General features: G+C 62.9%; 28 protein-coding genes. 15 read left to right on the top strand and 13 right to left on the bottom strand.

The genetic code is table 11. The features are described 5' to 3' along the window. The first annotated feature begins 5 nt into the window (after nucleotides 1-5). The 6 genes from QKD99_RS06005 to QKD99_RS05980 all read left to right on the top strand — a co-directional run bounded on the left by QKD99_RS06005 (nucleotide 6) and on the right by QKD99_RS05980 (nucleotide 5,043). Nucleotides 6-614 (top strand): histidine phosphatase family protein, encoded by a 609-nt coding sequence (locus QKD99_RS06005; protein WP_284766066.1) that lies wholly within the window; start codon nucleotides 6-8, stop codon nucleotides 612-614. Next, a complete protein-coding gene (locus QKD99_RS06000) occupies nucleotides 614-1,225 on the top strand; it encodes a TlpA disulfide reductase family protein (RefSeq protein WP_284844341.1) in 612 nt (203 codons plus the stop codon). The genes QKD99_RS06005 and QKD99_RS06000 overlap by 1 nt, the downstream gene beginning before the upstream one ends. Next, complete coding sequence (locus QKD99_RS05995) at nucleotides 1,226-2,029, top strand: cytochrome c biogenesis CcdA family protein (RefSeq protein ID WP_347950966.1); 804 nt, start codon at nucleotides 1,226-1,228, stop codon at nucleotides 2,027-2,029. 7 nt (nucleotides 2,030-2,036) lie between these two features. Next, nucleotides 2,037-3,668: a cytochrome c biogenesis protein ResB gene (locus tag QKD99_RS05990; RefSeq protein ID WP_284768350.1), complete on the top strand. Its 1,632-nt coding sequence runs from the start codon at nucleotides 2,037-2,039 to the stop codon at nucleotides 3,666-3,668. 94 nt (nucleotides 3,669-3,762) lie between these two features. Beyond that, nucleotides 3,763-4,782: a c-type cytochrome biogenesis protein CcsB gene (ccsB, locus tag QKD99_RS05985; RefSeq protein ID WP_347950965.1), complete on the top strand. Its 1,020-nt coding sequence runs from the start codon at nucleotides 3,763-3,765 to the stop codon at nucleotides 4,780-4,782. Next, nucleotides 4,783-5,043 carry a helix-turn-helix domain-containing protein gene (locus tag QKD99_RS05980; protein WP_005327923.1) on the top strand — a complete coding sequence of 87 codons (261 nt, stop codon included), beginning with the start codon at nucleotides 4,783-4,785 and terminating at the stop codon, nucleotides 5,041-5,043. It abuts the gene before it with no gap. On the opposite strand, the gene QKD99_RS05975 is transcribed toward QKD99_RS05980, so the two are convergent. Next, nucleotides 5,040-5,285 (bottom strand): hypothetical protein, encoded by a 246-nt coding sequence (locus tag QKD99_RS05975; protein ID WP_179387346.1) that lies wholly within the window; start codon nucleotides 5,283-5,285, stop codon nucleotides 5,040-5,042. The genes QKD99_RS05980 and QKD99_RS05975 overlap by 4 nt on opposite strands. A gap of 38 nt (nucleotides 5,286-5,323) precedes the next feature. On the opposite strand from QKD99_RS05975, the gene QKD99_RS05970 reads away from it, so the two are divergent. Then, nucleotides 5,324-5,650 carry a DUF4229 domain-containing protein gene (locus tag QKD99_RS05970; protein WP_296183521.1) on the top strand — a complete coding sequence of 109 codons (327 nt, stop codon included), beginning with the start codon at nucleotides 5,324-5,326 and terminating at the stop codon, nucleotides 5,648-5,650. Here the strand turns inward: QKD99_RS05970 and QKD99_RS05965 are convergent. Continuing rightward, the gene (locus QKD99_RS05965) at nucleotides 5,647-6,537 is read right to left on the bottom strand and encodes a 1,4-dihydroxy-2-naphthoate polyprenyltransferase (protein ID WP_347950964.1); all 891 of its coding nucleotides are present in this window, start codon (nucleotides 6,535-6,537) and stop codon (nucleotides 5,647-5,649) included. The two genes, QKD99_RS05970 and QKD99_RS05965, sit on opposite strands and share 4 nt — an antisense overlap. Before the next feature lie 214 nt (nucleotides 6,538-6,751). Between QKD99_RS05965 and QKD99_RS05960 the strand changes: the two genes are divergently transcribed. Next, entirely contained in the window at nucleotides 6,752-7,423 is a 672-nt protein-coding gene (locus tag QKD99_RS05960) for a metal-dependent transcriptional regulator (protein WP_034656208.1), read from the top strand. On the opposite strand, the gene menE is transcribed toward QKD99_RS05960, so the two are convergent. From menE to QKD99_RS05915, 9 genes are all read right to left on the bottom strand, one after another. Then, nucleotides 7,424-8,557, bottom strand: a complete 1,134-nt coding sequence (gene menE / locus QKD99_RS05955) for an o-succinylbenzoate--CoA ligase (RefSeq protein ID WP_005322961.1) — start codon at nucleotides 8,555-8,557, stop codon at nucleotides 7,424-7,426. Between the two features lie 56 nt (nucleotides 8,558-8,613). Next, a complete protein-coding gene (locus tag QKD99_RS05950; protein ID WP_005322960.1) occupies nucleotides 8,614-9,441 on the bottom strand; it encodes a metal ABC transporter permease in 828 nt (275 codons plus the stop codon). Beyond that, nucleotides 9,441-10,271, bottom strand: coding sequence for a metal ABC transporter permease (locus QKD99_RS05945; RefSeq protein ID WP_049377866.1), 831 nt, complete (start codon nucleotides 10,269-10,271; stop codon nucleotides 9,441-9,443). The genes QKD99_RS05950 and QKD99_RS05945 overlap by 1 nt, the downstream gene beginning before the upstream one ends. After that, on the bottom strand, nucleotides 10,271-10,957 hold the full coding sequence (locus tag QKD99_RS05940) for a metal ABC transporter ATP-binding protein (RefSeq protein ID WP_347950963.1): 687 nt from the start codon (nucleotides 10,955-10,957) through the stop codon (nucleotides 10,271-10,273). Before QKD99_RS05940 ends, QKD99_RS05945 begins: the two co-directional genes overlap by 1 nt. Nucleotides 10,958-10,963: 6 nt before the next feature. Beyond that, entirely contained in the window at nucleotides 10,964-12,130 is a 1,167-nt protein-coding gene (locus tag QKD99_RS05935) for a metal ABC transporter substrate-binding protein (protein WP_347950962.1), read from the bottom strand. Nucleotides 12,131-12,299: 169 nt separating this feature from the next. Continuing rightward, nucleotides 12,300-12,488, bottom strand: coding sequence for a hypothetical protein (locus QKD99_RS05930; RefSeq protein ID WP_005322954.1), 189 nt, complete (start codon nucleotides 12,486-12,488; stop codon nucleotides 12,300-12,302). Nucleotides 12,489-12,579: 91 nt separating this feature from the next. Further along, on the bottom strand, nucleotides 12,580-12,729 hold the full coding sequence (locus QKD99_RS05925; RefSeq protein WP_005322953.1) for a hypothetical protein: 150 nt from the start codon (nucleotides 12,727-12,729) through the stop codon (nucleotides 12,580-12,582). A 15-nt stretch (nucleotides 12,730-12,744) separates the two neighbouring features. Further along, nucleotides 12,745-13,713 carry a 1,4-dihydroxy-2-naphthoyl-CoA synthase gene (locus tag QKD99_RS05920; protein ID WP_034656212.1) on the bottom strand — a complete coding sequence of 323 codons (969 nt, stop codon included), beginning with the start codon at nucleotides 13,711-13,713 and terminating at the stop codon, nucleotides 12,745-12,747. 293 nt (nucleotides 13,714-14,006) lie between these two features. Then, nucleotides 14,007-14,468, bottom strand: a complete 462-nt coding sequence (locus tag QKD99_RS05915; RefSeq protein WP_049377868.1) for a DIP1984 family protein — start codon at nucleotides 14,466-14,468, stop codon at nucleotides 14,007-14,009. Nucleotides 14,469-14,552: 84 nt separating this feature from the next. Here QKD99_RS05915 and QKD99_RS05910 point away from each other — a divergent pair, with 84 nt between their 5' ends. Continuing rightward, nucleotides 14,553-15,584 carry an o-succinylbenzoate synthase gene (locus QKD99_RS05910; protein WP_347950961.1) on the top strand — a complete coding sequence of 344 codons (1,032 nt, stop codon included), beginning with the start codon at nucleotides 14,553-14,555 and terminating at the stop codon, nucleotides 15,582-15,584. 3 nt (nucleotides 15,585-15,587) lie between these two features. Here QKD99_RS05910 and QKD99_RS05905 read toward each other — a convergent pair whose 3' ends face one another. Continuing rightward, nucleotides 15,588-16,358 carry a hypothetical protein gene (locus QKD99_RS05905; RefSeq protein ID WP_347950960.1) on the bottom strand — a complete coding sequence of 257 codons (771 nt, stop codon included), beginning with the start codon at nucleotides 16,356-16,358 and terminating at the stop codon, nucleotides 15,588-15,590. A gap of 359 nt (nucleotides 16,359-16,717) precedes the next feature. Between QKD99_RS05905 and QKD99_RS05900 the strand changes: the two genes are divergently transcribed. From QKD99_RS05900 to QKD99_RS05875, 6 genes are all read left to right on the top strand, one after another. After that, nucleotides 16,718-19,120 carry an excinuclease ABC subunit UvrA gene (locus QKD99_RS05900; protein WP_347950959.1) on the top strand — a complete coding sequence of 801 codons (2,403 nt, stop codon included), beginning with the start codon at nucleotides 16,718-16,720 and terminating at the stop codon, nucleotides 19,118-19,120. A gap of 79 nt (nucleotides 19,121-19,199) precedes the next feature. Then, a complete protein-coding gene (locus tag QKD99_RS05895) occupies nucleotides 19,200-19,934 on the top strand; it encodes a hypothetical protein (protein WP_347950958.1) in 735 nt (244 codons plus the stop codon). A 57-nt stretch (nucleotides 19,935-19,991) separates the two neighbouring features. After that, nucleotides 19,992-21,614 (top strand): 2-succinyl-5-enolpyruvyl-6-hydroxy-3-cyclohexene-1-carboxylic-acid synthase, encoded by a 1,623-nt coding sequence (gene menD / locus QKD99_RS05890; RefSeq protein WP_347950957.1) that lies wholly within the window; start codon nucleotides 19,992-19,994, stop codon nucleotides 21,612-21,614. Continuing rightward, nucleotides 21,615-22,085 (top strand): DUF3592 domain-containing protein, encoded by a 471-nt coding sequence (locus QKD99_RS05885; RefSeq protein WP_347950956.1) that lies wholly within the window; start codon nucleotides 21,615-21,617, stop codon nucleotides 22,083-22,085. It begins immediately after the preceding gene. A 60-nt stretch (nucleotides 22,086-22,145) separates the two neighbouring features. Beyond that, nucleotides 22,146-23,345: a glycosyltransferase family 1 protein gene (locus QKD99_RS05880; RefSeq protein ID WP_049377884.1), complete on the top strand. Its 1,200-nt coding sequence runs from the start codon at nucleotides 22,146-22,148 to the stop codon at nucleotides 23,343-23,345. Between the two features lie 11 nt (nucleotides 23,346-23,356). After that, entirely contained in the window at nucleotides 23,357-24,046 is a 690-nt protein-coding gene (locus QKD99_RS05875) for a demethylmenaquinone methyltransferase (protein ID WP_005322922.1), read from the top strand. Between the two features lie 31 nt (nucleotides 24,047-24,077). Here the strand turns inward: QKD99_RS05875 and QKD99_RS05870 are convergent, their stop codons facing one another. Further along, a complete protein-coding gene (locus QKD99_RS05870; protein ID WP_347950955.1) occupies nucleotides 24,078-25,343 on the bottom strand; it encodes a geranylgeranyl reductase family protein in 1,266 nt (421 codons plus the stop codon). Between the last annotated feature and the right edge of the window lie 31 nt (nucleotides 25,344-25,374).

The raw sequence follows: 25,374 nt of genomic DNA, 5'->3' as shown, positions 1-25,374 counted from the left end.
GAGACATGACACGCACCATCGTTCACCTCGTGCGCCACGGCGAGGTCCACAACCCGGAGAAGATCCTCTACGGGCGCATCCCGGGCTATCACCTGTCCTCGCGCGGGCATTCCATGGCGGCGCGCACCGCGGAATCCTTTCGCGACCATGACGTGACCTACCTGGCGGCCTCGCCGTTGCAGCGCACCCAGGAAACTGCGCGGCCGATTGCGCAGGTAACGGGGCTAGACGTGGACGTCGATAAGACGCTCATCGAGTCCGGCAACCGTTTCGAGGGCCTGCGCACCAAGGGCCTGCGTTCCGCGCTGTGGAACCCGCGCCGCTGGCCGCTGCTGGTCAACCCGCTGGAGCCCTCGTGGGGCGAGCCCTATGAGCAGATTGCCGAGCGCATGCTGGGCTCCATCGAGCGCGCCCGCACCGCCGCGGCCGGCCACGAGGCGATCTTGGTTAGCCACCAGTTGCCCATCGTGATGGTGCAGCGCACCGTGCTGGGCCAGCGCCTGCCGCACGCGCCGTGGAACCGCGAATGCGACTTGGCCTCGGTTACCTCCCTGCTTTTTGAGGATAACCAGGTCACCGACATCTTCTACTCCTCGCCGGCCCAGGAGATTTAATGGCAGCACAACGCAGACGCGCAGTCGGCGCGGTGTTGGCGGCGGCAGCCATCGCGCTGCCGCTTGCCGGGTGCTCGCAGGACGCCGATAACGCGCAAAACGCGGTTGCTACCGGCGGAAACTTCGAGTTCATCACGCCCGGCGGCGAAAAGGTCATCAATTACGAGGAATCCGAGCGCAAGCCGCTGCGCACGTTCTCCGGCGAGGATGTGCGCGATAGGGATAAGACCATTTCTCTGGAGGATTATGAGGGCGAAATCGTCGTGCTCAACTCCTGGGGCCAGTGGTGCGCTCCGTGCCGCGCCGAGGCCGATGACCTCCAAGAGGTCCACTCCGAGCTGCAAAAACGCCAGATCGGTACGGTCCTGGGCATCAATGTGCGCGACTATAACCCGCAGGTGTCCAATGACTTCCTCGAAGATAACGGTCTGGAGTATCCCTCCATCTACGATCCACCGTTTAAGACCGCGGCGGCCTTGGGCGGCGTGCCCACCTCCGTGGTCCCGACCACCATCGTCTTGGATAAACAGCACCGCCCGGCTACGGTCTTTTTGCGGTCCATCACCGCCCAAGATGTGATGGACGTAGTGGACAAACTAGAAAAGGAATAAATGGACAACGCAGCGAGCATCGGCAACTCCTTTGCCGAGGCCGCGACCTCCGGCCCACTGATTCTGGGCCTGCTCGCGGCCGCCGTGGCGGGGCTGGTGAGTTTCGCTAGCCCGTGCGTGATCCCACTGGTGCCCGGCTATATTTCCTACCTAGCCGGCGTAGTGGGCGGCGAGGTTACGTTTGACGGTGAGTTGGGGGTGGGCGTCGGCAAGCGTAGGCAATGGGCCGTGGTACTGGCCGCCGCCTTGTTCATCCTGGGCTTTACCGTGGTTTTCCTGCTGGCGACGGTCTCCGTATTCGGCGCGATTTCCGCGCTCCGGCTCAATGAGGAGACGCTCATGCGGGTAGGCGGCGGCGTGACCATCCTGATGGGTGTGGTTTTCCTCGGCGCGATCCCGGCGCTGCAAAAAGACACCCGCATGGCACCGAAGCGCTGGACCACCTGGCTGGGCGCGCCGCTGCTGGGCGGGATTTTCGCGCTGGGCTGGACGCCGTGCCTGGGCCCAACGCTGACCGCCATTATTTCCGTATCGGCCGGCACCGAAGGCATGACGGCCGCGCGCGGCGTGCTGCTCATCATCTTTTATTGCCTGGGCTTGGGCCTGCCGTTCCTGCTGGTGGCGCTGGGCTCCGCGCGGGCGATGCGTTCGATTTCGTGGGCCCGTAAGCACTCGCATACCATCCAGGTCATCGGCGGCGTGGCCATGATCCTCGTCGGCCTGGCCCTGGTAACCGGTCTGTGGGGCGAGTTTATTAGCCTCATCCGCCAGTGGACCGGCAACTTTGGCGCAACCCTGATTTAGGAGAGACGTGAAATATTTCCGCAAAGCCTGGCATTGGCTGACCAGCATGCGCACGGCGCTGGCGCTGCTTTTCTTGCTGGCGCTGGCCGCGATTCCCGGTTCCTTGCTGCCGCAGCGCGACCTCAACGAGCAGAACGTGCAGGACTTCATCGAGTCCAACGGCAACGTGGCGAAGATCTACGACAAGCTGCAGCTTTTCGACGTCTTTTCGTCCGTCTGGTTCCAGGCCATCTTCATCCTCTTGGCCATTTCCCTGGTGGGCTGCATCCTGCCGCGCTCCTGGGATCACTACAAGGCGTGGAAGACCCCGCCAACGCGCGCGCCGAAGTACCTCCACAAGCTGCCGCTGGCGGCCGAGGGGCACTCGGATAAGAGCGAGGAAGAGCTATCCGCGGAAATTAAAAAGCGCCTGAAGAAGTGGCGCGTGGCCGAGTACTCCCCCGAAGAAGACCGAGCCGGCGTGCACACCTTTTCCGCAGAGCGCGGCTACGGCCGCGAACTGGCGAATCTCATTTTCCACGTGGCGCTGGTGGCCATCTTGGTTACCGTCGCCGCCGGCCGCTTGGTCAACTATGAGGGCCAGGTCATCGTGGTCACCGAGTCCGGCTCGCAGGGCGGCGGCCAGACCCTGGACCAGTCCACGGAGTTCTGTAATACCTCCACGTCAAACTTTGACTCCTTCCGCGCCGGCCCGCTTTTCGACGGCACCGGTCTCCACCCCTTCTGCCTCATCGCTCATGACTTCGCGGCCGAATACCTGCCCAACGGCCAGGCGGAAATGTTTACCTCCAACGTTTCCTACGCGGAGGACGAAGACATCTACAAGGATGACTCCGAGTGGAAGGATTATGAGCTTAAGGTCAACCACCCGCTGCGCCTAGCGCACAACCGCGTCTACTTGCAGGGCCACGGCTACGCACCGACGGTCACGGTGGAATGGCCCAATGGCGAAAAGCGCACCCAGACCATTCAGTTCCAGCCGAATGACACGACCTTCTTCCTGTCTTCTGGTGCGATGCGCTTTGACCCACCGGCCGGCATGCACCCGGATCTCTATGACCGCCGCCAGAACCAGATCGCCATCCAGGGCCTCTTCGCGCCCACGGCCGAGTGGTCCGGCGAGAACGGCAAGCTGCTGCAGTCCGCATACCCCGGGCTGCAGGATCCGGCGATGGCCATCGATATCTACCGCGGCGATGCCGGCCTGGACACCGGCACCCCGCAGTCCTTCTTCTCGCTGGACCCGAACCTGGTGCAGTCCGGCCAGCTGCAAAAGATTGACCGCGTGAACCTCAACCAGGGCGAGGATGTCACCCTGGACGATGGCACGAAGATCACCTTCGACGGCGCCAGCGAGTTCGCCAACTACCAGGTCTCTTATGATCCTTTCCAGAAGTGGGTGCTGGCCTCCGCGCTGGTGATGCTCATTTCTTTGGTGGGATCGCTGGTGATTAAGCGCCGCCGCGTCTACATCCGCCTGCGGCCGAATGTGGCAGGCGGCACCGACGTGGAAATGGGCGGGCTTGCCCGCACCGACCGCGCCGGCTGGTCCGAGGAGTTCCACGAGCTGCACCGCGCGCTGCTGGAGCTGCCCGACCCAGACGAGGTCGAAGAAGACGAACTTTATACCGACGATTAGCGCCCCGGCCCGATCCAACAAAAGTTGGATTGGGTCGTTTCGCTGAGTAAGGTAATCAGCACTTACCCCGCACGTGTGAAGGCTAGGAGCATGCATGCAGATCGATCAGAATCTGTCTAATTTCTCGGATATCGCGGTGCAGACCGCCTTTGTGGTGTACTGCGTCGCGCTCTTTATGTCCCTGTTCTATTACGGACGCATGCAGGGCATCATCGAGGGCCGCCGCGCCGTGAAGTCCGAGGCCGCGAAGGTCTTGGTGGGGGCGGGCGCTGGGGGCGTCGACAAGCAGAGCTATGCCGGCGAGGTTGCCCAGTCTTCTTCCGGAATCACGGCCGATGAGCTGAAGGAAAAGGAGCGCAAGGCCGATAAGCTCGGCGGCATGACCAGCGCGCTGATGTGGGTGGGCATTGCGTTGCACGCCGCGGCGATTGTGCTGCGCGGCCTGGCTACCGGCCGCTTCCCGTTTGGCAACCTGTACGAGTACGTGCTGATGGTGAGCTTCGGTGTGCTGCTGGTGGGCAATATGGCCATGCAGCGCAAGGAATGGCGCACCGTGTGGCCGTGGCTGCTCACCCCGACCCTCGCGCTGATGTTTTATGGCTCCACCAAGCTCTATGCCGAGTCCGCCCCGGTGGTGCCGGCGCTGCAGTCGCACTGGCTGCCCATCCACGTCACCGTGGTTTCTTTGGGCGCGTCCATCGGTATTATCTCCGGCATTGTCTCGCTGCTGACTCTTTTGCGTATGGCACAGCCAAAGCATGCCGAGCATGGCCTCCTCGGTGCTGTAGCCCGCCCGTTGCCTTCTGCCGCGAAGATTGACCAGCTGGCCTACCGCCTGGCTGTTATTACCCTGCCGACCTTGGGCCTGGGCATCATCCTGGGTGCCATCTGGGCCGAGTCCGCTTGGGGCCGCTTCTGGGGCTGGGACCCGAAGGAAACCGTGTCTTTCGCTACCTGGATTCTTTATGCCGCCTACCTGCACGCGCGTGCGACGCCGGCGTTCCGCAAGGCTGCGCCGTGGATCAATGTCATGGCGATGGCGCTGATGGTCTTCAACCTGTTCTTTATCAATATGGTCGTCTCCGGCCTGCACTCCTACGCGGGGCTGAACTAGATGGCGGAGCATACGAGCCCGCGCCATAAGCAGGGCAAGCCGGCCGGCGATAATGCCGTGATTTTGGGCCTTGGCGCCCAATTTGCCGAGCGGCGCCGCGAGTTGGGCATTTTGCAGCAGCAGCTTGCCGACGCCGCCGGTATCTCCCGCTCCACCCTCCACACCATCGAGCACGGTGGTGCGGGCGTGCGGTGGGAAAAGATCACGGCAGTGGCCGAGGCCTTAGGCCTAGAGATGCGCTTCGTGCCGAAGGAAGCCTAGTCCTTCTCGCCGTCGGCGTCGCGTTTGCGGCGCTGGCGGCGCTTTTCTTCTTCTGCCTCCTGTGCGCGGCGCTGCTTGAAGCGCTCCTTTTCCAGTTTCCAGAGGAATTCCTCGTCATCATCGGGGCCTTTGATAGCGCGGGGTTGTTCCACCTCGCGCTTTTTCCATGTCGAGGGCCCGAAGGCCTTCCAGACGAGGTAGGCGGCGAGGACAAAGAGTAGGAGGAGGATTATTCGGCCCATGCGTGCGATTCTACCTGCACCGCGTACAATCAACCCCCATGACGCATAACCCTGAGCCACCCAAGCCGGACCCAGAACTGCGCCGCCGTTCGCGCGCGGCGCTGTGGAAGTACGGGCTCGCCCGCGTAGTGCTTTTTATCGCTTTGACCGCGGTGATCGAGATTTTGGCCATCGCCATCGGTTTTCCCATTCCAGTGCTCGTCGCGGCGCTGCTGGCGCTCTTTGTGGCGCTGCCGCTATCGATGCTGATCTTTAAAAAGTGGCGCATCGAGGCCACTCAGACGCTGGCCGAGTACTCCGCCCAGCGCAAGGCCCACAAGCGCTGGGTTCAGGCGGAGCTGGAAGGCCGCGCCGCCCAGGACTAGACGATGATGAGTGCGGCGGCCTCGATAACGGCCCACAGCAGCATCGCGCGGCCGGTCAGGCCGAGCACCGGGATAAGCTCTGGGCCTTGGGCGCCGCGGTTGACGGTGCGGATGGCGCGCAGCGCGAAGGGGAAGTAAACCAAGCCAGCGAGCGCGAGCCAGCTGCCGAAGGCGATGCCGATGGTCAGCAGGAATGGCAGCAGGAGCAGCACCGTAAAGAGCAGGCGCGCCTTCTCGTTGCCGAGGCGCACGGCGAGGGTAATCTTGCCGGTCTCGGCGTCGGAAGGAATATCGCGGATATTGTTGACCAGGTTGACGCCGGAGCTCATCGCGCCGATGCCCACGGCCAGTGCGAGGCCCGACCACGACAGCCTGCCGGCCTGGGTAAATTCCGTACCGAGCACGGCGACGAGGCCGAAAAAGACGAACACGGCGACCTCGCCGAGCCCGCGGTAGCCATACGGGTTCTTGCCGCCGGTATAAAACCAGGCGCCGGCGATGCATAGCGCGCCGACGAGGATGAGCCACCACGCATGCGCCGCGAAGGACAGCGCGATGCCGGCGATCCCGGCCACGGCGAAGGCAGCGAAGGCGGCGAGCTTTACGTGCTCCGGGCGGGCCAAGCCGCCGCCGGTGAGGCGCTGCGGACCGGTGCGGTCGTCGTCGGTGCCGCGGATGCCATCCGAGTAATCGTTGGCGTAATTGACACCGATGATGAGCGCCCACGCCACCACGAGGGCGAGAAGCGCGCGGCCGAAGTGCGCGCCGTCGGCAGCCGCTGCGGCACCAGTACCAGCGATGACTGGGGCGAAGGCATTAGCCCACGTGTGCGGGCGTGCGCCTTGGAGCCAGTCTTTGGCAGTTGCGGGATAGGCAGAAAGTGACATGTCAGTTATTGTGCCACGCCACCGCGGGCATGCTGTGCACAAGGGACGCACACGGCGGATATATAAAAGCCACGGGTATGGCGGAAGCGCGTCGTACGTACCCAAGAAAGGACGGCTGTGGGCCACACCCGTGACAAAAGTTCAATGCGTTGAACTTTCTTAAAGTTATCATGTGAATCGCTCGCGGGGCAAGGCCTTTACTACGATGAATGTCATGCATTTAAGCGATCTCCCTGAACGTACTCAGGACTACCTCAAAGTCCTGTGGGACCTCTCCGAGCACTCCGGCGGCGCGCCCATCGCTCTCAAGGAGCTGGCGGGGCGATTGAACCAAAAGGTGCCCACGGCGTCGGAAGCCGTAAAGCGTCTCGTTGCCCAAGGGCTGGTGGAACATGAGCGCTACGCTGGCGTTTCGCTGACCCCAGAGGGCCAGGCACTGTCCATGGGCATGGTCCGCCGCCATCGTCTCCTCGAGACCTTCTTGGTCAAAGAGCTGGGGTACACCTGGGACGAGGTTCACGAGGATGCCGATCTCCTCGAGCATGCATGCTCCGATCGCTTCATCGATCGACTCGATCAGCACCTGGGCCATCCTCAGCGCGATCCCCACGGCGATCCCATCCCCGACGCGCAGGGCAGCATCGAGGACCTTGGCACGCTCACGCTTGACGACGTCCCCCTTCACACCCCTGTCACCATCGAGCGGGTATGCGACGGAGACACCGAGCTGTTGCGCTACCTCGACAGCCATGGCGTCGGCCTGGGCGTCGAGGTCGTAGTCGATTCCCGCGTTGCGGGCCTGCTCAACCTGCACGCAGGGGACGAGGAGTTCTCTCTTGCGGAAGTCGCGGCCGCCGACGTGACGGTGCGCGCTAACGAAGTCTAATCAGTTCTTAAAGAGCCCTGCGACACCACGACGGTCCACCTTGCCGGGGCCGGTCAGCGGCATCTCAGCAATGCGGATAATCTCGCGCGGAATCTGCCACCGAGGCAGGTCATCGAGCGCTTCGAGGATGTCGGTGCGCGAGGCCCAGCCGGTGTAAGCTGCGGCGATCATCTGGCCAAGACGTGGATCAGGGATGCCCACCACGCATACACTGTCGACGCCCGGTACCTGCAACAAGAGCTGTTCCAGTTGTTCTGGGTGCAACTTCAACCCGCCCGAGTTGATGATGCTGTCCAGACGTCCAGTGACGGTGAGTTGACCGTGGGCGTCGAGCTCCCCGGCGTCGGAAGTTGCGAACCAGCCACCGACGAAGTCGCGCGATTCCACATTGCGGTAGCCCTGCGCAATGGTCGGCCCGCCCAGGAAAATGCGGTTATCTTCCCCGATGCGCACCTCGGTGCCGGGTAGGGGAGTGCCGTTGTAGACGCAACCGCCCGCAGTCTCCGAGGAGCCATAGGTGGTTACCACGGTGATGTCGAGCTTGCGCGCAGATTCCAATAGCTGGGGATGTGGCGCTGCTCCACCTACCAGGATGGAGTTGAAACGGCGCAGTGCTTGGATGCCGTCCAGCGAATCGAGTGCCTTGTGCAGCTGCATCGGTGTGAGCGCGGTGTACATGCGGTCCTCGGTGTGGGCGAGTTCTTCTGCTGCGCGGGCGAACTCGGTGATGTTAAAGCCTTGGGACAGGTCGAGGCACAGTGGCTCCACACCCGCCACCAACGAACGCACGAGCACCTGGATGCCCGCGATGTGGTGGGCGGGCATGGCCAGTAGCCATTGGCCGGGGCCACCCAGGAAAGAATGGGTGGCATCCGCACTCGCCACCAGGTTAAGCGGGCTTAGCTGCGCACCCTTCGGTGTGCCCGTGGAACCCGAGGTGGACACCACCAAAGCAATGTCCTCAGCAATCGATTCGCCCGCGCGCATGTGGTTGCGCAGCAATTCCGTCCGCGTGCGGTCCGCTGCGGGAAGGGGTAAGAGCGTGGTCTGCCCAGCGATGGCCTTCTCGAGGTCATCCAAAATTCCTGCGGGATTGCGGGGATCGACTGGGAGTGGGGCGAGGATATGAGTCACGAATAATCAGGTTACCCGGGCATATCGCTCGTCCCGGGAGGCGGCGCGCCGGGCGTTTAGAGCAAGGCCCGCAGCCCCATGCTGAGCAAATAGAACACACCCGCCAGCACCGCGATGCAGCCGCCCGCCGACAAACTGAGTGCGGCCGCCAGCCAGAGCCCGCCGCATGCCAGCGCAATGCCCGCGATACCGGCACCGAGCATGAGCTGGGTCGGGCGCTTGATCCACGGCTGCAACGCCGCCGCCGGGGCTACCAGCAGCGCCAGGGACAAGATAGTGCCCACCGCGGGAATCACCACCACCATGGTCACGCTGATAAGCGTGAGGGTAAGCAAGTCATAGCAGCCGGGATTTCCACCTTGTGCGCGGAAGGACGTCTGGTCGAAGTAGAAGGAGACCAACGTCCGGCGAAATGCTACCAGCACGCCAAGGCTGACCACCACCAGGGCGCTGACAAACCAGACATCCTGCGCATTGACAGTGGTCAGCGAGCCCACGAGAAAGCTATCCACGTGGATAGGTAGCGGTTGGAACCAGCGCAGCAACAAGATGCCCAGGGAAAATCCCAGGGTGAGCGTCACGCCGGCGGCAGCGGTCGAAGAAATGCCCTCGACGGTACTCAACCACCGCATAAGCCAGGCCAAAGGTAGGCAGAACAGTGCCGCGCCCACCATCAAACCCGTGGAGAGATCCAAGCTCAGAAGGTTGGCCACCACTACGCCGAGCACCGCGCCGGGGAAGATTCCGTGCGACAGGCTCTCGGCGAAAAAGACGCGCTTGCCCATGACCATCAAGGTTCCAACCAAGCCAGATAAACATCCCACAGCAATGGCCTCAAGGAGGGGCATCCGCAGGATCTCTGGATCAAGATGAGACAGTCCCATTAGCTAAATACCCCCTTCAAGCCCGCTAGCGGCACGGTGACAACCAGCATCAAGCTGACGATTGCCTGCGGCGAAATCTGGTGCGCGGTTTGGGACAGCATGATGGCAAATCCCACCACCACTGCCAGCGTGGACAAGCCCGCAGCCCAGAAGCACATGCTGCGCGGGGATCCTGCGATCAAGCGCGCCGAGAGGCCTGGAATGACAATAAAACCGATAACCAGCAACACACCCACTGCCGAGCTAGCCGCCACCACGATTAGGCCAACCGCGACATTCGCAATGAGCTCATAAGCCGCCACGTTGACGCCCATGGCGCGGGCCGCTGCTGTATCGAAAGCGACGAGAATCTGCATGCGCCAGGTTGTCAGGATGAGCAGTGCCGCAATCACGCAGAGCGTGACGGAGGTTGCCAGCCTGGACTGCGTGACGTCGAGAAGCCGGCCAAACATGAGCGCCTCCAGCTGCCCGGACTTGTCGCCATAGGCCAAACTGATGACCACGCCGATGCCGTACATGAAGGTCAGCACCACGGCCGTTCCGGCTTCTATATCCAGCTTCCGCGCTGACTGGCGCCGCCCAGAACCCAGAGAAGCCAGCACCAGCACCGTCACCGTGGCCACCGCGGCCGCACCCGGCACGATGCCCGGGATGCCGCCCACGATGAGCCCTACCACGATGCCTGGAAAAACCGAGTGCACGAGGGCTTCCACCGTAAATTCCATGCGGCGGAGATTAACGAGGACGCTAATGACAGCCCCCACAATCGATAGGCACAGCAGGAAGAGGAAGGCATTGCGCAGGTACGGGGCGAAGAGAATCTGCTCCATTACAGTCGCGCACCTTGCTCCATATAGGTTTCCACTGCTTCCTCGGTTCCCATGGTGTGGACCTTGCCGTCGAGCACAAACGCCGCCCAGTCGCAGGTGTGCTGCGCCAAGATGGGGTCGTGAGTGGAGACGAGCAGGGCGATTCCTGCTTCCTTGAGATCCGCAATGATCTGAATCAGGATTCGGCGGCTTTCTTGATCAAGCCCGTTGAAGGGTTCGTCGAGAAGCACCAGCTCCGGGGCCGAAACCAACGCGCGCGCGATGAGCACGCGCTGGCGCTGCCCTCCCGAGAGCTGGCCAAACCGCGTCTCGGCGAGGTGCTCCATCCCCACTTCTCGCAGGGCATTGAGTACATGGCCGCGATAGCTACGCATGCTCGTGCACCTATGCCACCAGCTCACTGATGGCAAAAGGCCCATTTCCACGACCTTGTAAGCCGTGACGGGAAAACTCAGGTCGGAGTCTTGGTACTGCGGGACGTAGCCGAGCGAGGCGTCGATGGTGGCCATGCCGCGCAAGGCAGCCAGGCCAGTGATTGCCTTGAGCAGCGTAGACTTGCCCGCGCCGTTGGCCCCCAGGAGCGCCACGGCCTCGCTCGCGCGGATCTCAAGATCAACGTCGGTGAGGATATCCCGGGCGCCATAGCCGCAGGTGGCATTGCGCAGAGTGATTAATGGGGAAGACATATAGAGCTACTTGCGCTTGGCGACGTCGAATGCCTGCAGCGATTCCGGCAACGGTTGCTGTTCGGAGTCCCAGGCGCTGACCAGGGTGTTGATGTTGTGGACGATGGATCCGATGTAGGTCTCGCCCTCACTGCCTGGCACACCTAGCGAGTCGCCGTACAAAGCGTCGTCGGATGTAACCGCCTTGACGCCTGCGGCGCGGGCGATGGCCTCGATGGACTTCGAGCTGTTGGAATTCTCCGCAAAGATGGCCTTGGCACCGGACTCGCGGACCTGCTTTGCCTGCTCGTCGATGTGGCGCGAGGTGGCGTCCTGCTGGTTGTTGAAGTCAGACAGTGCGGAGCCGATGAACTTCACGCCGTATGCGTTTGAGAAGTAGCCGAAGGCGTCGTGGGAAGAGAAGAGCACGCGGTCTTGCTCAGGAACTGCGGACATGGAATCGCTGGCCCACTTGTCGAGGTCCTCCAACTGGTCGGTGTACTTCTTGCCGGCGGCGGTGAAGGCGTCCTTGGCCTGCGGGGAGGCCTGGGACAACGTGTTGACGATGTTGTCGACCTGAATCTTGGCCTGCTTCGGGGAGGTCCACACGTGCGGGTCGTACTTGAATTCTGGGGCCTCGCCGTCCTCCCCCGGGAAAGGCCACGGGCGCGGGCTCACGTGCTCGATGCCCTCGTCGATGGTGTACTTGCCGTTGCCATCGCCCATACCTTCGCTCTTGACGCCCGAGGTCACGGCCATGACGCCGTGGAAGCCGGAGGAGTCCACGGCTTGGTCGAGGAAGTGCTCGAGGTCGACTCCGTTGACGAACATGTAGTCGGCCTGGGAGAGCGCCTGCATCTGCTGTGGGGTCATCTCGTGCTCGTGGGCGCTGGCGTTGGGGGCGAGCAAACAGGTGAGGTCGAGGGTCACTGGGCCCTCGCCGGAGTTGGTCTCCGCACCCTGGGAGTCGACCTTGTGGAGCTTGAGGCCGCCGGCGGCTACCTGGGTGAGGTAGTCGCAGATCTGGGTAGTCGTGGCCACGGCCTTGACGGTGTCGCCGTCCTTCGGCTTTGCAGCGTCGATGGATTCCTTCGAGGCGCTGCAAGCGGCGAGGCTGGCGCCGAGTGCGAGGGCGCAGGTGCCTGCGAGAATGCGCTGTAGGGGCCGGCGTGGGGTGCTGTGATTTGAGCTCATAATGAACTTCCTTTGCATTAGGAGAAGTGAACTCAACAAACACTAGCACCCTTGAACTAGATTGTTCAACGTAATGAACTTAGGTGGTCCTATCTCTTCCTTAAGCTGCCAAAATTTAAAAATGCCTCTCACTTCAATGAGTGAAGTGAGAGGCTAGGAAGCGGTGGCCTTATTTGGCTACTTTTGCCTTTTTGCTGAAGGGGAGCTGATCCAGGGAGCGTATGCCGGGGCCGGCGGCGAGCATCAGGCCCGCGACGGCGACGGTCCATTCGGAGAACTTTTGCCAGCCCTGGGCGATGAGAATTACGCCCAGGGCGACGCGTGCTGCGAGCATGACGAATGAGTTGCAGAGTTTCATGTTCGACACTTTAAGTATTAACTATGGGCATGTCCACAATTGCTTGAGATGTCTCACTCCGGTCCGAGGGCGTCCCACGCCATTTACTCCGCTACATGTATGGATTGCGCGGGGTGTCCTCCTGATCGAAGGGACGCTCCCCGCTGTCCTGCGCATCCTTGATACGCTTGAGCATCCACACTCGCGAGACGATGACGCCCGCCAGTGCAAGTGTGGCCAAGCCGATGGCGAAAATCCACATCGTGCTAACTCCTGGCTAGTAGTAATACGGGAACTGCTCCCACTGCGGGTCGCGCTTTTCGAGGAATGCTTCTTTGCCCTCGACGGCCTCGTCGGTCATGTACGCCAGGCGGGTCGCCTCGCCGGCGAAGACCTGCTGGCCCATGAGGCCGTCATCGGTCAGGTTGAAAGCGAACTTCAGCATGCGCTGGGCTGTTGGGGACTTGCCGTTGATTTCGCGGCCCATCTGGATTGCGGCGTCTTCCAAGTCGGCGTGATCGACAACCTCATTGACCGCGCCCATCTCATACATCCGCTGGGCATCGTAGGTGCGGCCCAAGAAGAAGATTTCGCGGGCGAATTTCTGGCCCACCATCTTGGCCAGGTACGCCGAGCCATAGCCGGCGTCGAAGGATCCCACGTCCGCGTCCGTCTGCTTGAAGCGCGCTTCTTGGCGGGAGGCGACCGTCATATCGCAGACCACGTGCAGCGAGTGTCCGCCGCCGGCCGCCCAACCATTGACCACGGCGATGACCACCTTGGGCATGGTGCGGATAAGGCGTTGCACCTCGAGGATATGCAGGCGGCCGCCCTCCACCTTCTCGCGGGCGGTGTCCACAGTGGATTCATCCGCGGTGGCATCATCGTGGGCGTGCTCGGTGGCGTATCGGTATCCGGAGCGGCCGCGAATGCGCTGGTCGCCGCCGGAACAAAACGCCCAGCCGCCGTCCTTTTCGGAGGGGCCATTGCCGGTGAGCAAAATCGTGCCCACATCCGGCGTGCGGCGGGCGTGGTCGAGGGCGCGGTAGAGCTCGTCTACGGTATGCGGGCGAAACGCATTGCGCACCTCCGGGCGGTCGAAGGCGATGCGCACGATGCCGTTCTTGCGGCCCTCGCCGTTGAGCCGGTGGTAGGTGATATCCGTCAGGTCCTCAAAACCTTCTACGGCATGCCACAATTCCGGCCGGAACGGATTATCGGTGCTGTATTTTTTCTGCTCGCTCATGACGGCCAGCTTAGTGGCAAAAGAAGAATAGTCCCCATTCCCAACCCTCACCCACACACGCTGCCCAGCAGGCTGGTAATAATCAATACGCGATACTGCGAGGTTGTTGCCCCGCATAATACCCGTGTACGCCGTACCAGCGCGGTACTCCATGCCATGGGGAGACTCGAACTCCCCGCCCTTTAAAGCGCTAAAGGGGGCCTGAGTCCCGGGATTTTCCCCTCCAGGGTGGGGGCCTGCTCGCTGCAGGTGTGTGGGCTACCATCGCGCGCTTTAAGCAGTGCGCGATATGACTATCCGTTTTTCAGTTCGGTATTCCAGTTCAGCTGCTGGATGCGGGTATCCAGCTCGCGGTACTGCTTAGACAAATCATCGACGCGCTTGCGCAGCTCCGCCACCGGGATGGTGGAGACAAACTTGATCTCGGTGCGGGAATAACGATCCGAGCGCGTGCCCGCGCGCTGCGCTAGGTCGTGGTAGATGCGGCGCTTGCGCAAGAGGCCGTCGCGAAGCGCGAGGGCTTCCATCAAGTTCCTCTTCTCATCAAAGGCGGTGGCGATATTCGTCGCATTGATGGCCTGCACCAGCTCATCGATGCGCCCGGCCACGCCGTCGAGCTCGCGCAGTAGTGCCTGCGGATCCTCATCCGGGGTATCGCCCTCCTGCACGCGGGCCACGGTGAGCAGCCGCTCGTGCAGGCTATTGAGGCGCTCCTGTGCCTGGGCGCGCTCCGCCAATGCCTCAGCTAGCAGCATAATTCCTCCTCTATTGGTATGGGTTCCCAAAATAGCGCAGAGCGGGGGAGGGGTCAACGGCTAGCGGGCGCTACCATGAAGGCCATGCATATCGATGACGTCCTCGACCGCGCCCACGTAGTCTCCCTCCCGCTCGCCGTGCGTTTCCGCGGCATTACCACCAGGGAAGCCTTGCTCATCGATGGCCCGGCCGGCTGGGGCGAGTTCGCGCCCTTCCTGGAATACGGCCCGGCCGAGTCCGCCGCGTGGCTGCGCGCCGGGCTCGAGGCCGCCTACGAGGGTTTCCCGGAGCCGGTGCGCGATTCCATCGAGGTCAACGCCACCATCCCAGCCGTACCCGCCAGCGAGGTTCCGGCCGTGGTGGAGCGCTACCCCGGCTGCCGCACCTTCAAAATCAAGGTAGCGGAGAAGGGGCACACGCTTGCCGACGACGCCGCTCGCGTCCGCGCCGTCCGCGACGCCGTCACCCAACGCGGCGATATCCCTATCCTGCGCGTGGACGCCAACGGCGGCTGGACCGTCGATGAGGCGGTCGAGGCCGCGCAGATGATGATGCCGCTGGATTATATGGAACAGCCCTGCGCCACCACCGAGGAACTCGCCCAGGTCCGCGGCCGCCTTATGCGCGCGGGTCTCTTTGTGCGCGTCGCCGCCGATGAATCCATTCGCAAGGTCGCCGACCCGTACCGCGTCGCCGAGCTGCAGGCCGCAGATGTTGCCGTGGTCAAGCCCGCCCCGCTCGGCGGCGTGCGCCGCGTCCTCGAGGTGGCCCAACACCTGCGCCAGCGCCATATGGATATCACAGTGGCCTCCGCGCTCGATACCTCCATTGGCATCAATATGGGCCTTGCAGCCGTCGCCGCGCTTCCGCGCATCTACGACGACGAGGACATCGACGTCACCCCGGCCGCCGCCGGTCTTGCCACCGGCTCCCTTTTCGAAGAGGATGTCACCGCCCCGCGCCCGCTTATCGACGGCCACCTTCCCGCCGATATCCTCGCCCCCGATCCAGACCGCCTCGCCGCACTCGCCGCCCCCGCCGATCGTCGCGACTGGTGGTTCGATCGCGTTCGTGCCTGCTGGCCGCACCTTTCTGAATCGCACCTTGCTGACTAGGGCCTAGAGCAAGCTCTGGTGAAACCTCCACGCCGGAGTCGCCAGTGCCCGGCGCACCTTCTGCGGCCTGCTCTTTAGCCCGCGCACACTGCGCCGATGCGCCACCGTTTCTTGCACCGTCTCCACCACCAGCTTGAGGTGGTAGTCGGTGCATTCATCTGTGAATTTCAATGGCGCCCATCCGTGTTGCACCGCATGATTGGTCTTCCATGTCCCGATGAGGAATTCCCGGTGATTATTCTCCGGCGTGTGATAGAACAACGAGTCCAAGTCCACCACCGTCGTTCCCGCTTCGAAGCCTAAATCCCAGGTATATGGTCCTAGCCGGAAATTCGGCACGGGGTTAAGTCCCACTCGCCGCATCTCGCGAAACATCCGCTGCTCCCATTTCGACGACGTCCCCACCGGTGCCTGCTCCGCCAACTCGCGAACTGCATCCTTTTCCTTGCTGCTCACCATCTCTAAATCGGCCGCGAACCTCCCTCTTCCGTTGAGCCCGCGGTATGCCTGCGCCAGTGCCTCTTTGAGCAGCCACTCGCCACAGCGCTCGAAGCTCAGCGCATCTGCAACTGCCTGCGCGGGCAACGCCATCTTTACGCCCTTAACCCGATTTACCGGCACCGGCCGCGACCTCACAGTACGCACCAGCTCATTCGCATGTGTCCGGCAATTGTTATCCACCCGAATCGTTGCCGGCAGCTGCACCTCACAAAAGCCGTACGCCGCGAGCGCCGCCGTCCCTGTAAATACCGCATCCGGATAAAGCTGCGCCACCGCGGCGAGCTTATCCTTCGTACTCGTCTCCGCCGCGACGTAACAATTGCGCCGCAAGCGTAACAGCGTTCCCTCACTAACCCTGCTGCGGATTTGATAGTCAGTAAGGCCTAAAACTAGTAATTCATTTCTCGTCCACATGACTCATTGGACTGGAAATCTTCCAGGAAGGTTCCGATTTCCTCGTTTCAACGATTTCGTCCATCTAAAACACCTAAATCGTCGACGATTTTCGCGATATGTATGGACGAAATCGTTGAAAAGCGGTGGCCTGCGCACGAAAACCAGTAAATCGCTAAAGGAGACTGCCATTAGGATTAAAGCTGCCCAGCCCGTCACCTGTGCGTACGCTAGAGGACATGTCTACTATCAAGGTCCGCGATGCTCATCTGCACAATCTGCGCAACGTCGACGTCGATATGCCCCGCGGCAAGCTCGTTGCGGTCACAGGTGTGTCTGGTTCGGGCAAGTCTTCGCTGGCATTCGGCACGATCCACGGCGAAGGCCAGCGCCGCTATCTCGAATCGGTAGCGCCCTTCGCCCGCCGCCTCATTAGCTCGGCCGTCGACCCGCAGGTCAGCCAGGTAGAGGGCCTGCCGCCGACGGTCGCGCTGCAACAATCCACCTCCGGCGGCGGTGCACGTTCTACGGTTGGCACGGTCTCCGCGCTCTCCAATAGCGTGCGCCTGCTCTATTCGCGCGCCGGTGATAACCCGGAGGGCCTGTACTCGGATTCTTTTTCTCCGAATACCCCGGAGGGCATGTGTCCGCAGTGCCACGGCACGGGCGTGGTCCACGAGCCGACTGAGGACTCCATGGTCCCGGATCCCACCCTCTCCATCGAGGAAGGCGCCATCCAGGCATGGCCCGGTGCCTGGGCCGGCAAGAACTTCCACGACATCCTGATGAATCTGGGCTATGACCTGGATTCGCCCTGGCAGGACCTGCCGCAAGAAGACCGCGACTGGATCCTCTTCACGGAAGAGCGCCCCGTCGTCACCGTGAAGCCTCTACGCGGCAAGGATCAGATTCAGCGCAATTATGAGGGCACGTGGCGCTCGGTGGCCAGCTACCTCAATAAGACGCTGGCGGAGACCCAATCGGATACGCTGCGCAAACGCACCCTGTCCTATATGGAATCCCGCGAGTGCGAGACCTGTGGCGGCCGCCGCCTCAACCCGGCCGCGCTGAAGGTGACCTATGCGGGCATGCCTATCGATGAGCTGGGCGCGCTGCCGCTGGATAAGGTGCATGAGGTGCTCAGCAAGCAGAACCCGGAGGAGAATTCGGCCGAGGATTTGCTCCTGCGGCAGATTCTGCCCGCGTTGACCTCGGCGCTGGAGCTTGGCTTGGCGCACCTCAGCCTGGATCGGCCGACGCAGAGCCTGTCCGGTGGCGAGATGCAGCGCATCCGGTTGGCAGCGCAGCTGCGCTCTGGTCTCTTTGGCGTGGCCTATGTGCTCGACGAGCCCTCGGCCGGCCTGCACCCCGATGAGCGCGACGCGGTCATGGATATGTGCCGCCGTTTCATCGCGGCCGGCAACTCCGTGCTCTTGGTGGAGCATGACATGGATTTGGTCGCGCAGGCGGATTGGCTCGTTGACGTCGGACCGCTGGCGGGCGAGCGCGGCGGCAACGTGGTCTATTCGGGCCCGGTTGCAGACTATGACGCGGACACCCCTACCGCCAATGCGCTGGCTCACCGCACGCTCGCGCTTGCCGACGACCCCCGCACCCCCTCCTCCCACCTCGCCCTGCGCGGCATCAACGCACGCAGCATCGACAACCTGGATGTGGACTTTGGCTTGGGTCAATTCACGGCAGTCGCCGGTGTCTCCGGTTCGGGTAAATCCACCCTGGTCAGCACGGTGCTGGCTGGCCTGCTGCGCCAGTCCGCCACGGCCGTTTCCGATGAGGAGGAGACCGAGGACAAGGGCTGGTCCGTAGAAAGCACGGAGGGCTTTGACCGAGTAAAGCGCGTCGTGCAGATTACCCAGAAGCCCATCGGCCGCACCCCGCGTTCCACACTGGCAACCTATACCGGGCTTTTCGATAACGTTCGCAAGCTCTTCGCCTCCACCGATGAGGCCAAGCAGCGCAAGTGGACGGTCTCGCGCTTTTCTTACAACGTAAAGCAAGGCCAGTGCCCCACCTGCGGTGGCGCGGGCAAGATCGAGGTGGAGCTGGTCTTCTTGCCAGGCTCGTACACCACCTGTCCAGAGTGCGGCGGCGCTCGCTTCAACGACGAGACCTTGGAGGTGACCTGGCAGGGCCGCACCATCGCGGACATCTTGGAGCTCACCGTGGATGAGGCCGCGGAGGTCTTTGCCGAGGAAGAAAAGATTTACCGCGCCATCGCCACGCTGCAGGCAGTCGGCTTGGGCTACCTCCGCCTGGGCCAGGGCGCGCCGGAGCTGTCCGGCGGCGAGGCCCAGCGCATCAAGCTGGCCACGGAGCTGCAGCGCTCCCGCAACTCGCGTCGCGGCCACACGGTCTACCTGCTGGACGAGCCCACCACGGGCCTGCACCCAGCCGACATCGACCTGCTCAATACCGAGCTGCACAAGCTGGCGGATGCGGGCCATACGGTAATCGTCGTCGAGCATGATCTTTCGGTCATGGCGAATGCGGACCGCATCATCGAGATGGGCCCGGGCGCTGGCGAAGATGGCGGCCGCATCATCGCGGATGCCACCCCGGCACAGGTTGCCGCAGAAGACACCGCCACCGGCCGCGCCTTGAGCGCACGCCAAGCGCACTAAGCGGCGAGCCGCGGCTTCCCTGTTAGCTGTGGGAGACCTCTCTGGGATCTCACAGCAAAATGGGGTAGAGGTAGAGAGTATGACTACTAAAGGCCCTCATGGCGATAATAATGAAACCCGCAGCTGGTCCAGCCCGGCGGATGATGCCACGCGCCAGATTGGCCGCGTGCCCGATAATGCCGCCGGCCCCAGCCGCGACCAAGCGCGCCGCGAGCACCCGAAGCAGTACTTCCCGGGCGAGCAGCAGCCGCAGAATGAAACTCGTCAATTCGATGCGGCCGCTGGCTATCAGCAGGGCTACGGCCAGCAGCAAAGCTATGGCCAGAACTATCAGCAGCCGGCCGGGCAGGCATATGACCAGCAATACGCGCAGCAGCACGAGTACGAGCCGGTGCCGTCGAACTATGATCCGGACCAACCGGAAAAGCGCAAGAAGAAAGGCGGCGGCGGTGGCGCGATGGCCGGTGTCTTCGCGGCCATCGCGGTACTTGCAGTGCTGGCTGCGGCGGTGCTGTTTTTCCTGTGGCGCAATGCTGCGGACGAGGCGGATAAGCCGGACCCACAGCCGGTGACGGAAACGCTGACCACGGAGGTTCCCACCACCGTGACCCAGACCGAAGAGCCGGATACGCAGGATGAGAACTCCAATAAGTTGCCAAAGCTGCCGGACTTCCAGAATGACCTGCCGTCCGATATCCCGACCGAGCTGCCACCAGAGGTACAAGACCAGCTGGATAAGGGCAGCGACGTGGACATTGAGGGCCTCCTCAATGACCTTCTGGGCGGCGGCGAGCAGCCGGCCAACCAGAACTAAGCGCCCAGCACCTGCCCGGTAAGGGCAATAGCGCGCGGGCAGGTAAAATCGGGCGACATGAATGAATCGATGCAGTTGGCTGAGAAGGTAGCCGCCCAACTGGCGCGCCACCTCACGGATGTCGTCCTGTGCCCTGGTTCGCGCAACGCGCCGCTGTCGCTGGCGCTGCTGGCGCGTGATGATATCCGTGTACACACCCGCCTAGACGAGCGCGGGGGAGCGTTTACCGCCCTGGGCATGGCGCGGGTGCAGCGCCGCCACGTGGGCGTGGTGATGACCTCGGGAACTGCGGTGGCCAATACTTTGCCGGCCGTGGTGGAGGCACACTATTCCCATACGCCGCTGGCCATCATTAGCGCGGATCGGCCGGAGCGCCTGGTGGGCACGGGGGCGTCGCAGACCATCGAGCAGCAGGGCATCTTCGGCGTCTATGCGGACACCACCCAGGTCACCGGCGCGGACGATATCGAGGCTATGGCCCAGCGTTTCCGCGAGGACCTACAAGTACACATCAATGTGGCCTTTGATGCCCCGCTTGTCGACGACACCCTGCCAGACCACACCTCCGACGACGGCGTGCGCGAGCCCGCACCAGCCTTTGTGGACCACGGGGAAGTGGCCGTGGATTTGAGCAAAAATACGCTGGTCATTGCGGGCGACGAGGCCTGGGAGGTAGAAGGTCTCCAAGACGTGCCAACCATCGCGGAGCCGAGCGCGCCGGGCCCGTATCATCCGGTGCATCCAGCGGCGGCGCATATCTTCCGCAAGGCGCAGGTCTCCGCGAATGATTATGTGGTCAATACCAAGGTAGAGCAGGTCATCGTCGTGGGGCACCCGACGCTGCACCGTGGCGTGCTAGCGCTAATGAATGATCCGGATATTGAGCTAGTGGTGCTCTCGCGCACCAAGGACTTCACCAACCAGCGCGGCCAAGACACCCGGCTTGGCACCACCGTCAAGGTCACCGGTGAGCCGAGCCGCGAGTGGATGAAGATCTGCGAAGGCGCAACCGATATGGCTGGACAAGCGGTGCGCGAGACCCTCGAGGACGAGGAACTGGGATTCACCGGGCTGCACGTCGCGGCCGCGGTGGGTGATACGCTCTCCGTCAACGACACCCTGGTGCTCGGCGCTTCGAACCCGGTGCGCGATGCCTCCATGGTGGGCCTGCCTTTCGACGGCGTGGATACCTACTCGCCGCGCGGGGCGGCCGGCATCGACGGCACTATCGCCCAAGCCATCGGCATTTCCCTGGCCACGCAATCGCTGGATCCCACCAACTGGCGCGCCCCGCGAGTGATGGCGCTCATGGGAGATGTCACCTTCCTGCATGACGCAAATAGCCTGCTCATCCCGGAAGACCAAGCGCGACCGGAAAACCTCACCATCGTGGTGGCCAATGACAATGGCGGCGGCATCTTTGAGACCCTGGAACAAGGTGCCGATGCGCTGCGCGAGTCCTTCGAGCCGGCGTTTGGAACGCCGCATGGGGTGGACGTCGGCAAGCTGGCAGAAGCCTATGAAGCAGACTACCGCGAGGTGACCACCCCGCAGGAGCTATTGGATACGCTGGCGGAGCTGAAGGAATACTCCACCGGAATTACCGTCGTGGAGGCCAAGACCACCCGTACCACGCGCCGGGCGCTCAATGAGAAGCTCACCGCAAAGGTAGGCCAGTAAGTGGCCCCGCCGCAGCATAAGTCGCACGCGGCCGTGGTGCCGCGCTATACGCCCGCGGTCTATCGCCGTCGCCTGCACCAGCTGACGCTGGCGCTGTATTTAGCCGCGCTGGTGGGTGTGGTGGGCATGGTCATCGGGCCGGCGCTGAATGACCACGCCATCGCCAGCCACCCCGCGCGCGCTTTGGCCACGGTCAAGGATGTGGGCATGCTGCGCACCACGGTGGATTTCCAAGACAGTGAGGGGATTTACCACACCCCACAGCACGGGCTGCTCTATCCCAGTGGGCTGGGCGAGGGGCAGCAGGTGTGGGTGCAATACGCTCAAGACGACCCAGACCTGGTCAAGGTTGAAGGCCGCGAATGGACGCTGGCCATTATCCCGGCGCTCTCGGTAGGGGTAGTTGCCACGCTCATCGCGGCCGTGATGTGGAAGCTGATTAGCTTCTTTACCCGCCGCGCGGAGAAATAATTAACCAAGATTTTCCGCTGGCTTCACCATAAACTTAAGAAAATGGGCCATGATGGTGGCATGCGTGTTGCGATCGTGGCTGAATCCTTCCTCCCCAATGTCAATGGTGTGACCAACTCCGTGCTGCGCGTTTTAGAGCACCTGCACGAGACGGGCCAAGAGGCCATCGTCATCGCGCCGGGCGCCCGTGAGGGGCAGGAGGAAATCCCGGACTACCTCGGGTTCCCCATCTACCGAGTGCCCACCGTGCGCGTGCCGCTGGTGGATTCGCTGCCGGTGGGCGTTCCCACCACGGCGGTGGATGAGGCTCTGCGCGATTTCAAGCCGGATATCATCCACCTGGCCAGCCCCTTCGTACTCGGCGCGGCTGGCGCTTTCTCCGCCCGCCAGCAGCGCGTTCCCGCCGTGGCGTTGTACCAGACCGATGTTGCCGGTTTTGCCACCAAGTACCATGCCTCCGCGCTGGCCTATGGCGTGTGGGAGTGGCTGCGCACGATTCATAACTCTTGCCAGATGACCCTGGCACCGTCCTCGCTGACCATCCGAGACTTGGAAAAGCACCACATTAAGAATGTGCGCCATTGGGGCCGCGGCGTGAACGCGGAGCTATTCCATCCGTCCAAGCGCTCTGACGAGCTGCGCCGCAGCTGGGATCCGAGCGGCACCAAGAATGTGGTTGGATTTGTCGGTCGCCTCGCCGCGGAAAAGGGCGTGCACCGGCTTTCGGCGCTCAATGGCCGCGAGGATATTCAGCTGGTCATCGTGGGTGATGGGCCGGAGCGTCCACTGTTGGAAGCCCAGCTGCCCGGCGCCGTCTTTACCGGTGCGCTGTCCGGCGAAGACCTCGCCGCCGCCTATGCTTCCTTGGACGTCTTCGTCCACGCCGGCGAGTTCGAGACCTTCTGTCAGTCCATCCAGGAGGCGCAGGCCTCCGGCGTGCCGACTATCGGGCCGCGGGCCGGTGGTCCGGTAGACCTCATCGACGAGGGCTATAATGGCTTGCTGCTGGATGTACAGACCTTTGTGGAAGACCTCCCCAATGCGGTGGACGCTCTGCTCAATCCGGAGATCCATCAGGAGATGCGGGACAATGCGCGCGAGTCCATTTCCTCCAAGACGTGGAAAGCACTGTGCGAGCAGCTCGTGGGCTATTACGAAGAGGTATTGGAGGATACTCGCCGGGTGCCGCTAACCATTTTGGGCCAGCGTCCGGAGCTGCCGCGATGGGCGGCTCGTGCCCTTGGCGCCCGCGTAGCCTAGACTGATCATTTGTGTCTAAGGCAGATCTGGATAAAAAGCCCTTCGATGTGGCGCGCATGTTTGACGCCGTGGGCGAGAAATACGACCTCACCAATACCGTGCTGTCCTTTGGGCAGGACGCGCACTGGCGCAAGCGCACCCGCGAGCGTTTGAACCTTAAGCCGGGAGAGAAGGTTCTCGACCTCGCAGCGGGTACCGCCGTGTCCACCGTGGAACTTTCCAAGTCCGGTGCGTGGTGCGTGGCGTGTGATTTCTCCCGTGGCATGCTGGCCGCCGGCCGTGAGCGCGACGTGCCCAAGGTGGCTGGCGATGGCATGAAGCTGCCGTTTGCAGATAACACCTTTGATGCCGTGACCATCTCTTATGGTCTGCGCAATATCCACGACTTTGAGCTCGGCCTGCGCGAAATGGCGCGCGTGACCAAGCCGGGCGGGCGCCTTGCGGTGGCGGAATTTTCCACCCCGGTGGTACCGATTTTTGGCACCGTGTACAAGGAATACTTGATGCGCCTGCTCCCGCCGGTAGCGCGCCTGGTTTCTTCTAATCCGGAGGCTTATATCTACCTCGCGGAATCCATTCGCGCGTGGCCGGGGCAGGAGGAGCTTGCCGCGGTTATCAATCGCAATGGTTGGGCCGAGGCCGGCTGGCAGAACCTTACCTTTGGTATCGTGGCGCTGCACTCGGCGGTAAAGCCAGCTTAGGCGCTGCTCCGCCCGTTCCTGGGGGCGGGGACTATGCCGCGGTTGAATCCCAGAGGGGGGTATCGCGGCGAAGGGACGAGACCGTGCGGCCGGCGGCGCGCCAGGTGCGTGCGATGAGGTCGCGGTCATCGTCAGTAATGAGGTTGCCCATCAGGCGCGCGGCGGCCGGCATGAGCATGCGGCCGATGGGCCCACGCAGGGCCAGTGGGCCGGCCAGCGGTAGGAACTGTGGGTAAGTAAGCAGGCGTGCGGCCGTGCGGGCCAAGAGGAAGGACTCGCCGTAGTGCTCGCGCAGGACGGCAGGCCAAGCCAAGGTGAAGTCTTTCGGGCCGAGCAGGTCTACGGCCAGGGCGGCGGTCTCCAAGCCATAATCGATGCCCTCGCCGTTGAGGGGGTTGATGCAGGCGGCGGCATCACCAATGATCATCCAATTGGCGCCGGCCACGTTGGACACCGCGCCGCCCATGGGCAGCAGGGCAGAGGTGACGTGCTCAATCTCGCCGAGTCCCCACTCGGGTCGCTGTTGGGCGGCGTAGAACTCGAGCAGCTTCTTGGTATTGATCTTGGCTGGGCGCTGCGCGGTTGAGAGCGCGCCGAGGCCGATGTTGACCTGACCTAGCTCGGGGCCGAGCGGGAAGATCCAACCGTAGCCGGGCTGCACCTCGCCGCCTTCGTCCTTGAGCTCAACATGGGAGTGCATCCAGGGCTCATCGGCGTGCGTAGAGGAAGCATAGGAGCGTGCGGCAATGCCATAGACCTCCTCGCGGTGCCAGGTGCGGCCGAGCTTCTTGCCAAAGGTAGAGCGCACGCCATCGGCCACGATGATCCACTTGGCATGCACGGTGGCCTCGCCCACGCGGAAGGAGGTCACGCGGTTTCCCTCCATTACCGGATCGGTGGCGGGGGTGCCGGTGAGGAGGGTGGCGCCGGCTTTTCGGGCGGCGTCGGCAAGCAGGGCATCGAAGCGAAAGCGCGGCAGGGCCGTGCCGACCTGGGAAGGGTAGGTCTTCGGCCAGGGCGCGGTAACATCGCCGCCGTAGCCGTGCAGCTTCAGGCCGCGATTGCGGTAGGAGGCGTTGACCGCAATGCCGAGCTCAGCAAGCTGGTGCATCGCGCGCGGGGTAAGCCCGTCGCCGCAGGTTTTATCGCGGGGAAACGTCGCGGAATCAATAAGGAGGGTGTCATAACCGGCGCGTGCGGCATGAATCGCGGCGGCGGCTCCGGCCGGCCCAGCGCCAATGATGGCGACCTCGACATAGGTTTGGGAATCGATCTGCTCCGACATGAGGACTATCATTGCATGAGTTCGACCCCTCGAGTGTGTTTAG

This window comes from Corynebacterium sp. c3Ub_189, assembly GCF_039907195.1.
Lineage (GTDB): Bacteria > Actinomycetota > Actinomycetes > Mycobacteriales > Mycobacteriaceae > Corynebacterium.
Note: the sequence above shows the minus strand (reverse complement) of the source record. Positions and strands in the feature narration are given on the sequence as shown.

What these genes read in the sequence shown, in the direction of transcription:
- QKD99_RS06005 (WP_284766066.1), top strand. Translation starts at nt 6, where the DNA reads ATGACACGCACCATCGTTCACCTCGTGCGCCACGGCGAGGTCCACAAC.
- QKD99_RS06000 (WP_284844341.1), top strand. Translation starts at nt 614, where the DNA reads ATGGCAGCACAACGCAGACGCGCAGTCGGCGCGGTGTTGGCGGCGGCA.
- QKD99_RS05995 (WP_347950966.1), top strand. Translation starts at nt 1,226, where the DNA reads ATGGACAACGCAGCGAGCATCGGCAACTCCTTTGCCGAGGCCGCGACC.
- ccsB (WP_347950965.1), top strand. Translation starts at nt 3,763, where the DNA reads ATGCAGATCGATCAGAATCTGTCTAATTTCTCGGATATCGCGGTGCAG.
- QKD99_RS05980 (WP_005327923.1), top strand. Translation starts at nt 4,783, where the DNA reads ATGGCGGAGCATACGAGCCCGCGCCATAAGCAGGGCAAGCCGGCCGGC.
- QKD99_RS05975 (WP_179387346.1), bottom strand. Translation starts at nt 5,285, where the DNA reads ATGGGCCGAATAATCCTCCTCCTACTCTTTGTCCTCGCCGCCTACCTC.
- QKD99_RS05970 (WP_296183521.1), top strand. Translation starts at nt 5,324, where the DNA reads ATGACGCATAACCCTGAGCCACCCAAGCCGGACCCAGAACTGCGCCGC.
- QKD99_RS05965 (WP_347950964.1), bottom strand. Translation starts at nt 6,537, where the DNA reads ATGTCACTTTCTGCCTATCCCGCAACTGCCAAAGACTGGCTCCAAGGC.
- QKD99_RS05960 (WP_034656208.1), top strand. Translation starts at nt 6,752, where the DNA reads ATGCATTTAAGCGATCTCCCTGAACGTACTCAGGACTACCTCAAAGTC.
- QKD99_RS05950 (WP_005322960.1), bottom strand. Translation starts at nt 9,441, where the DNA reads ATGGGACTGTCTCATCTTGATCCAGAGATCCTGCGGATGCCCCTCCTT.
- QKD99_RS05945 (WP_049377866.1), bottom strand. Translation starts at nt 10,271, where the DNA reads ATGGAGCAGATTCTCTTCGCCCCGTACCTGCGCAATGCCTTCCTCTTC.
- QKD99_RS05940 (WP_347950963.1), bottom strand. Translation starts at nt 10,957, where the DNA reads ATGTCTTCCCCATTAATCACTCTGCGCAATGCCACCTGCGGCTATGGC.
- QKD99_RS05935 (WP_347950962.1), bottom strand. Translation starts at nt 12,130, where the DNA reads ATGAGCTCAAATCACAGCACCCCACGCCGGCCCCTACAGCGCATTCTC.
- QKD99_RS05930 (WP_005322954.1), bottom strand. Translation starts at nt 12,488, where the DNA reads ATGAAACTCTGCAACTCATTCGTCATGCTCGCAGCACGCGTCGCCCTG.
- QKD99_RS05925 (WP_005322953.1), bottom strand. Translation starts at nt 12,729, where the DNA reads ATGTGGATTTTCGCCATCGGCTTGGCCACACTTGCACTGGCGGGCGTC.
- QKD99_RS05920 (WP_034656212.1), bottom strand. Translation starts at nt 13,713, where the DNA reads ATGAGCGAGCAGAAAAAATACAGCACCGATAATCCGTTCCGGCCGGAA.
- QKD99_RS05915 (WP_049377868.1), bottom strand. Translation starts at nt 14,468, where the DNA reads ATGCTGCTAGCTGAGGCATTGGCGGAGCGCGCCCAGGCACAGGAGCGC.
- QKD99_RS05910 (WP_347950961.1), top strand. Translation starts at nt 14,553, where the DNA reads ATGCATATCGATGACGTCCTCGACCGCGCCCACGTAGTCTCCCTCCCG.
- QKD99_RS05900 (WP_347950959.1), top strand. Translation starts at nt 16,718, where the DNA reads ATGTCTACTATCAAGGTCCGCGATGCTCATCTGCACAATCTGCGCAAC.
- QKD99_RS05895 (WP_347950958.1), top strand. Translation starts at nt 19,200, where the DNA reads ATGACTACTAAAGGCCCTCATGGCGATAATAATGAAACCCGCAGCTGG.
- menD (WP_347950957.1), top strand. Translation starts at nt 19,992, where the DNA reads ATGAATGAATCGATGCAGTTGGCTGAGAAGGTAGCCGCCCAACTGGCG.
- QKD99_RS05880 (WP_049377884.1), top strand. Translation starts at nt 22,146, where the DNA reads ATGCGTGTTGCGATCGTGGCTGAATCCTTCCTCCCCAATGTCAATGGT.
- QKD99_RS05870 (WP_347950955.1), bottom strand. Translation starts at nt 25,343, where the DNA reads ATGATAGTCCTCATGTCGGAGCAGATCGATTCCCAAACCTATGTCGAG.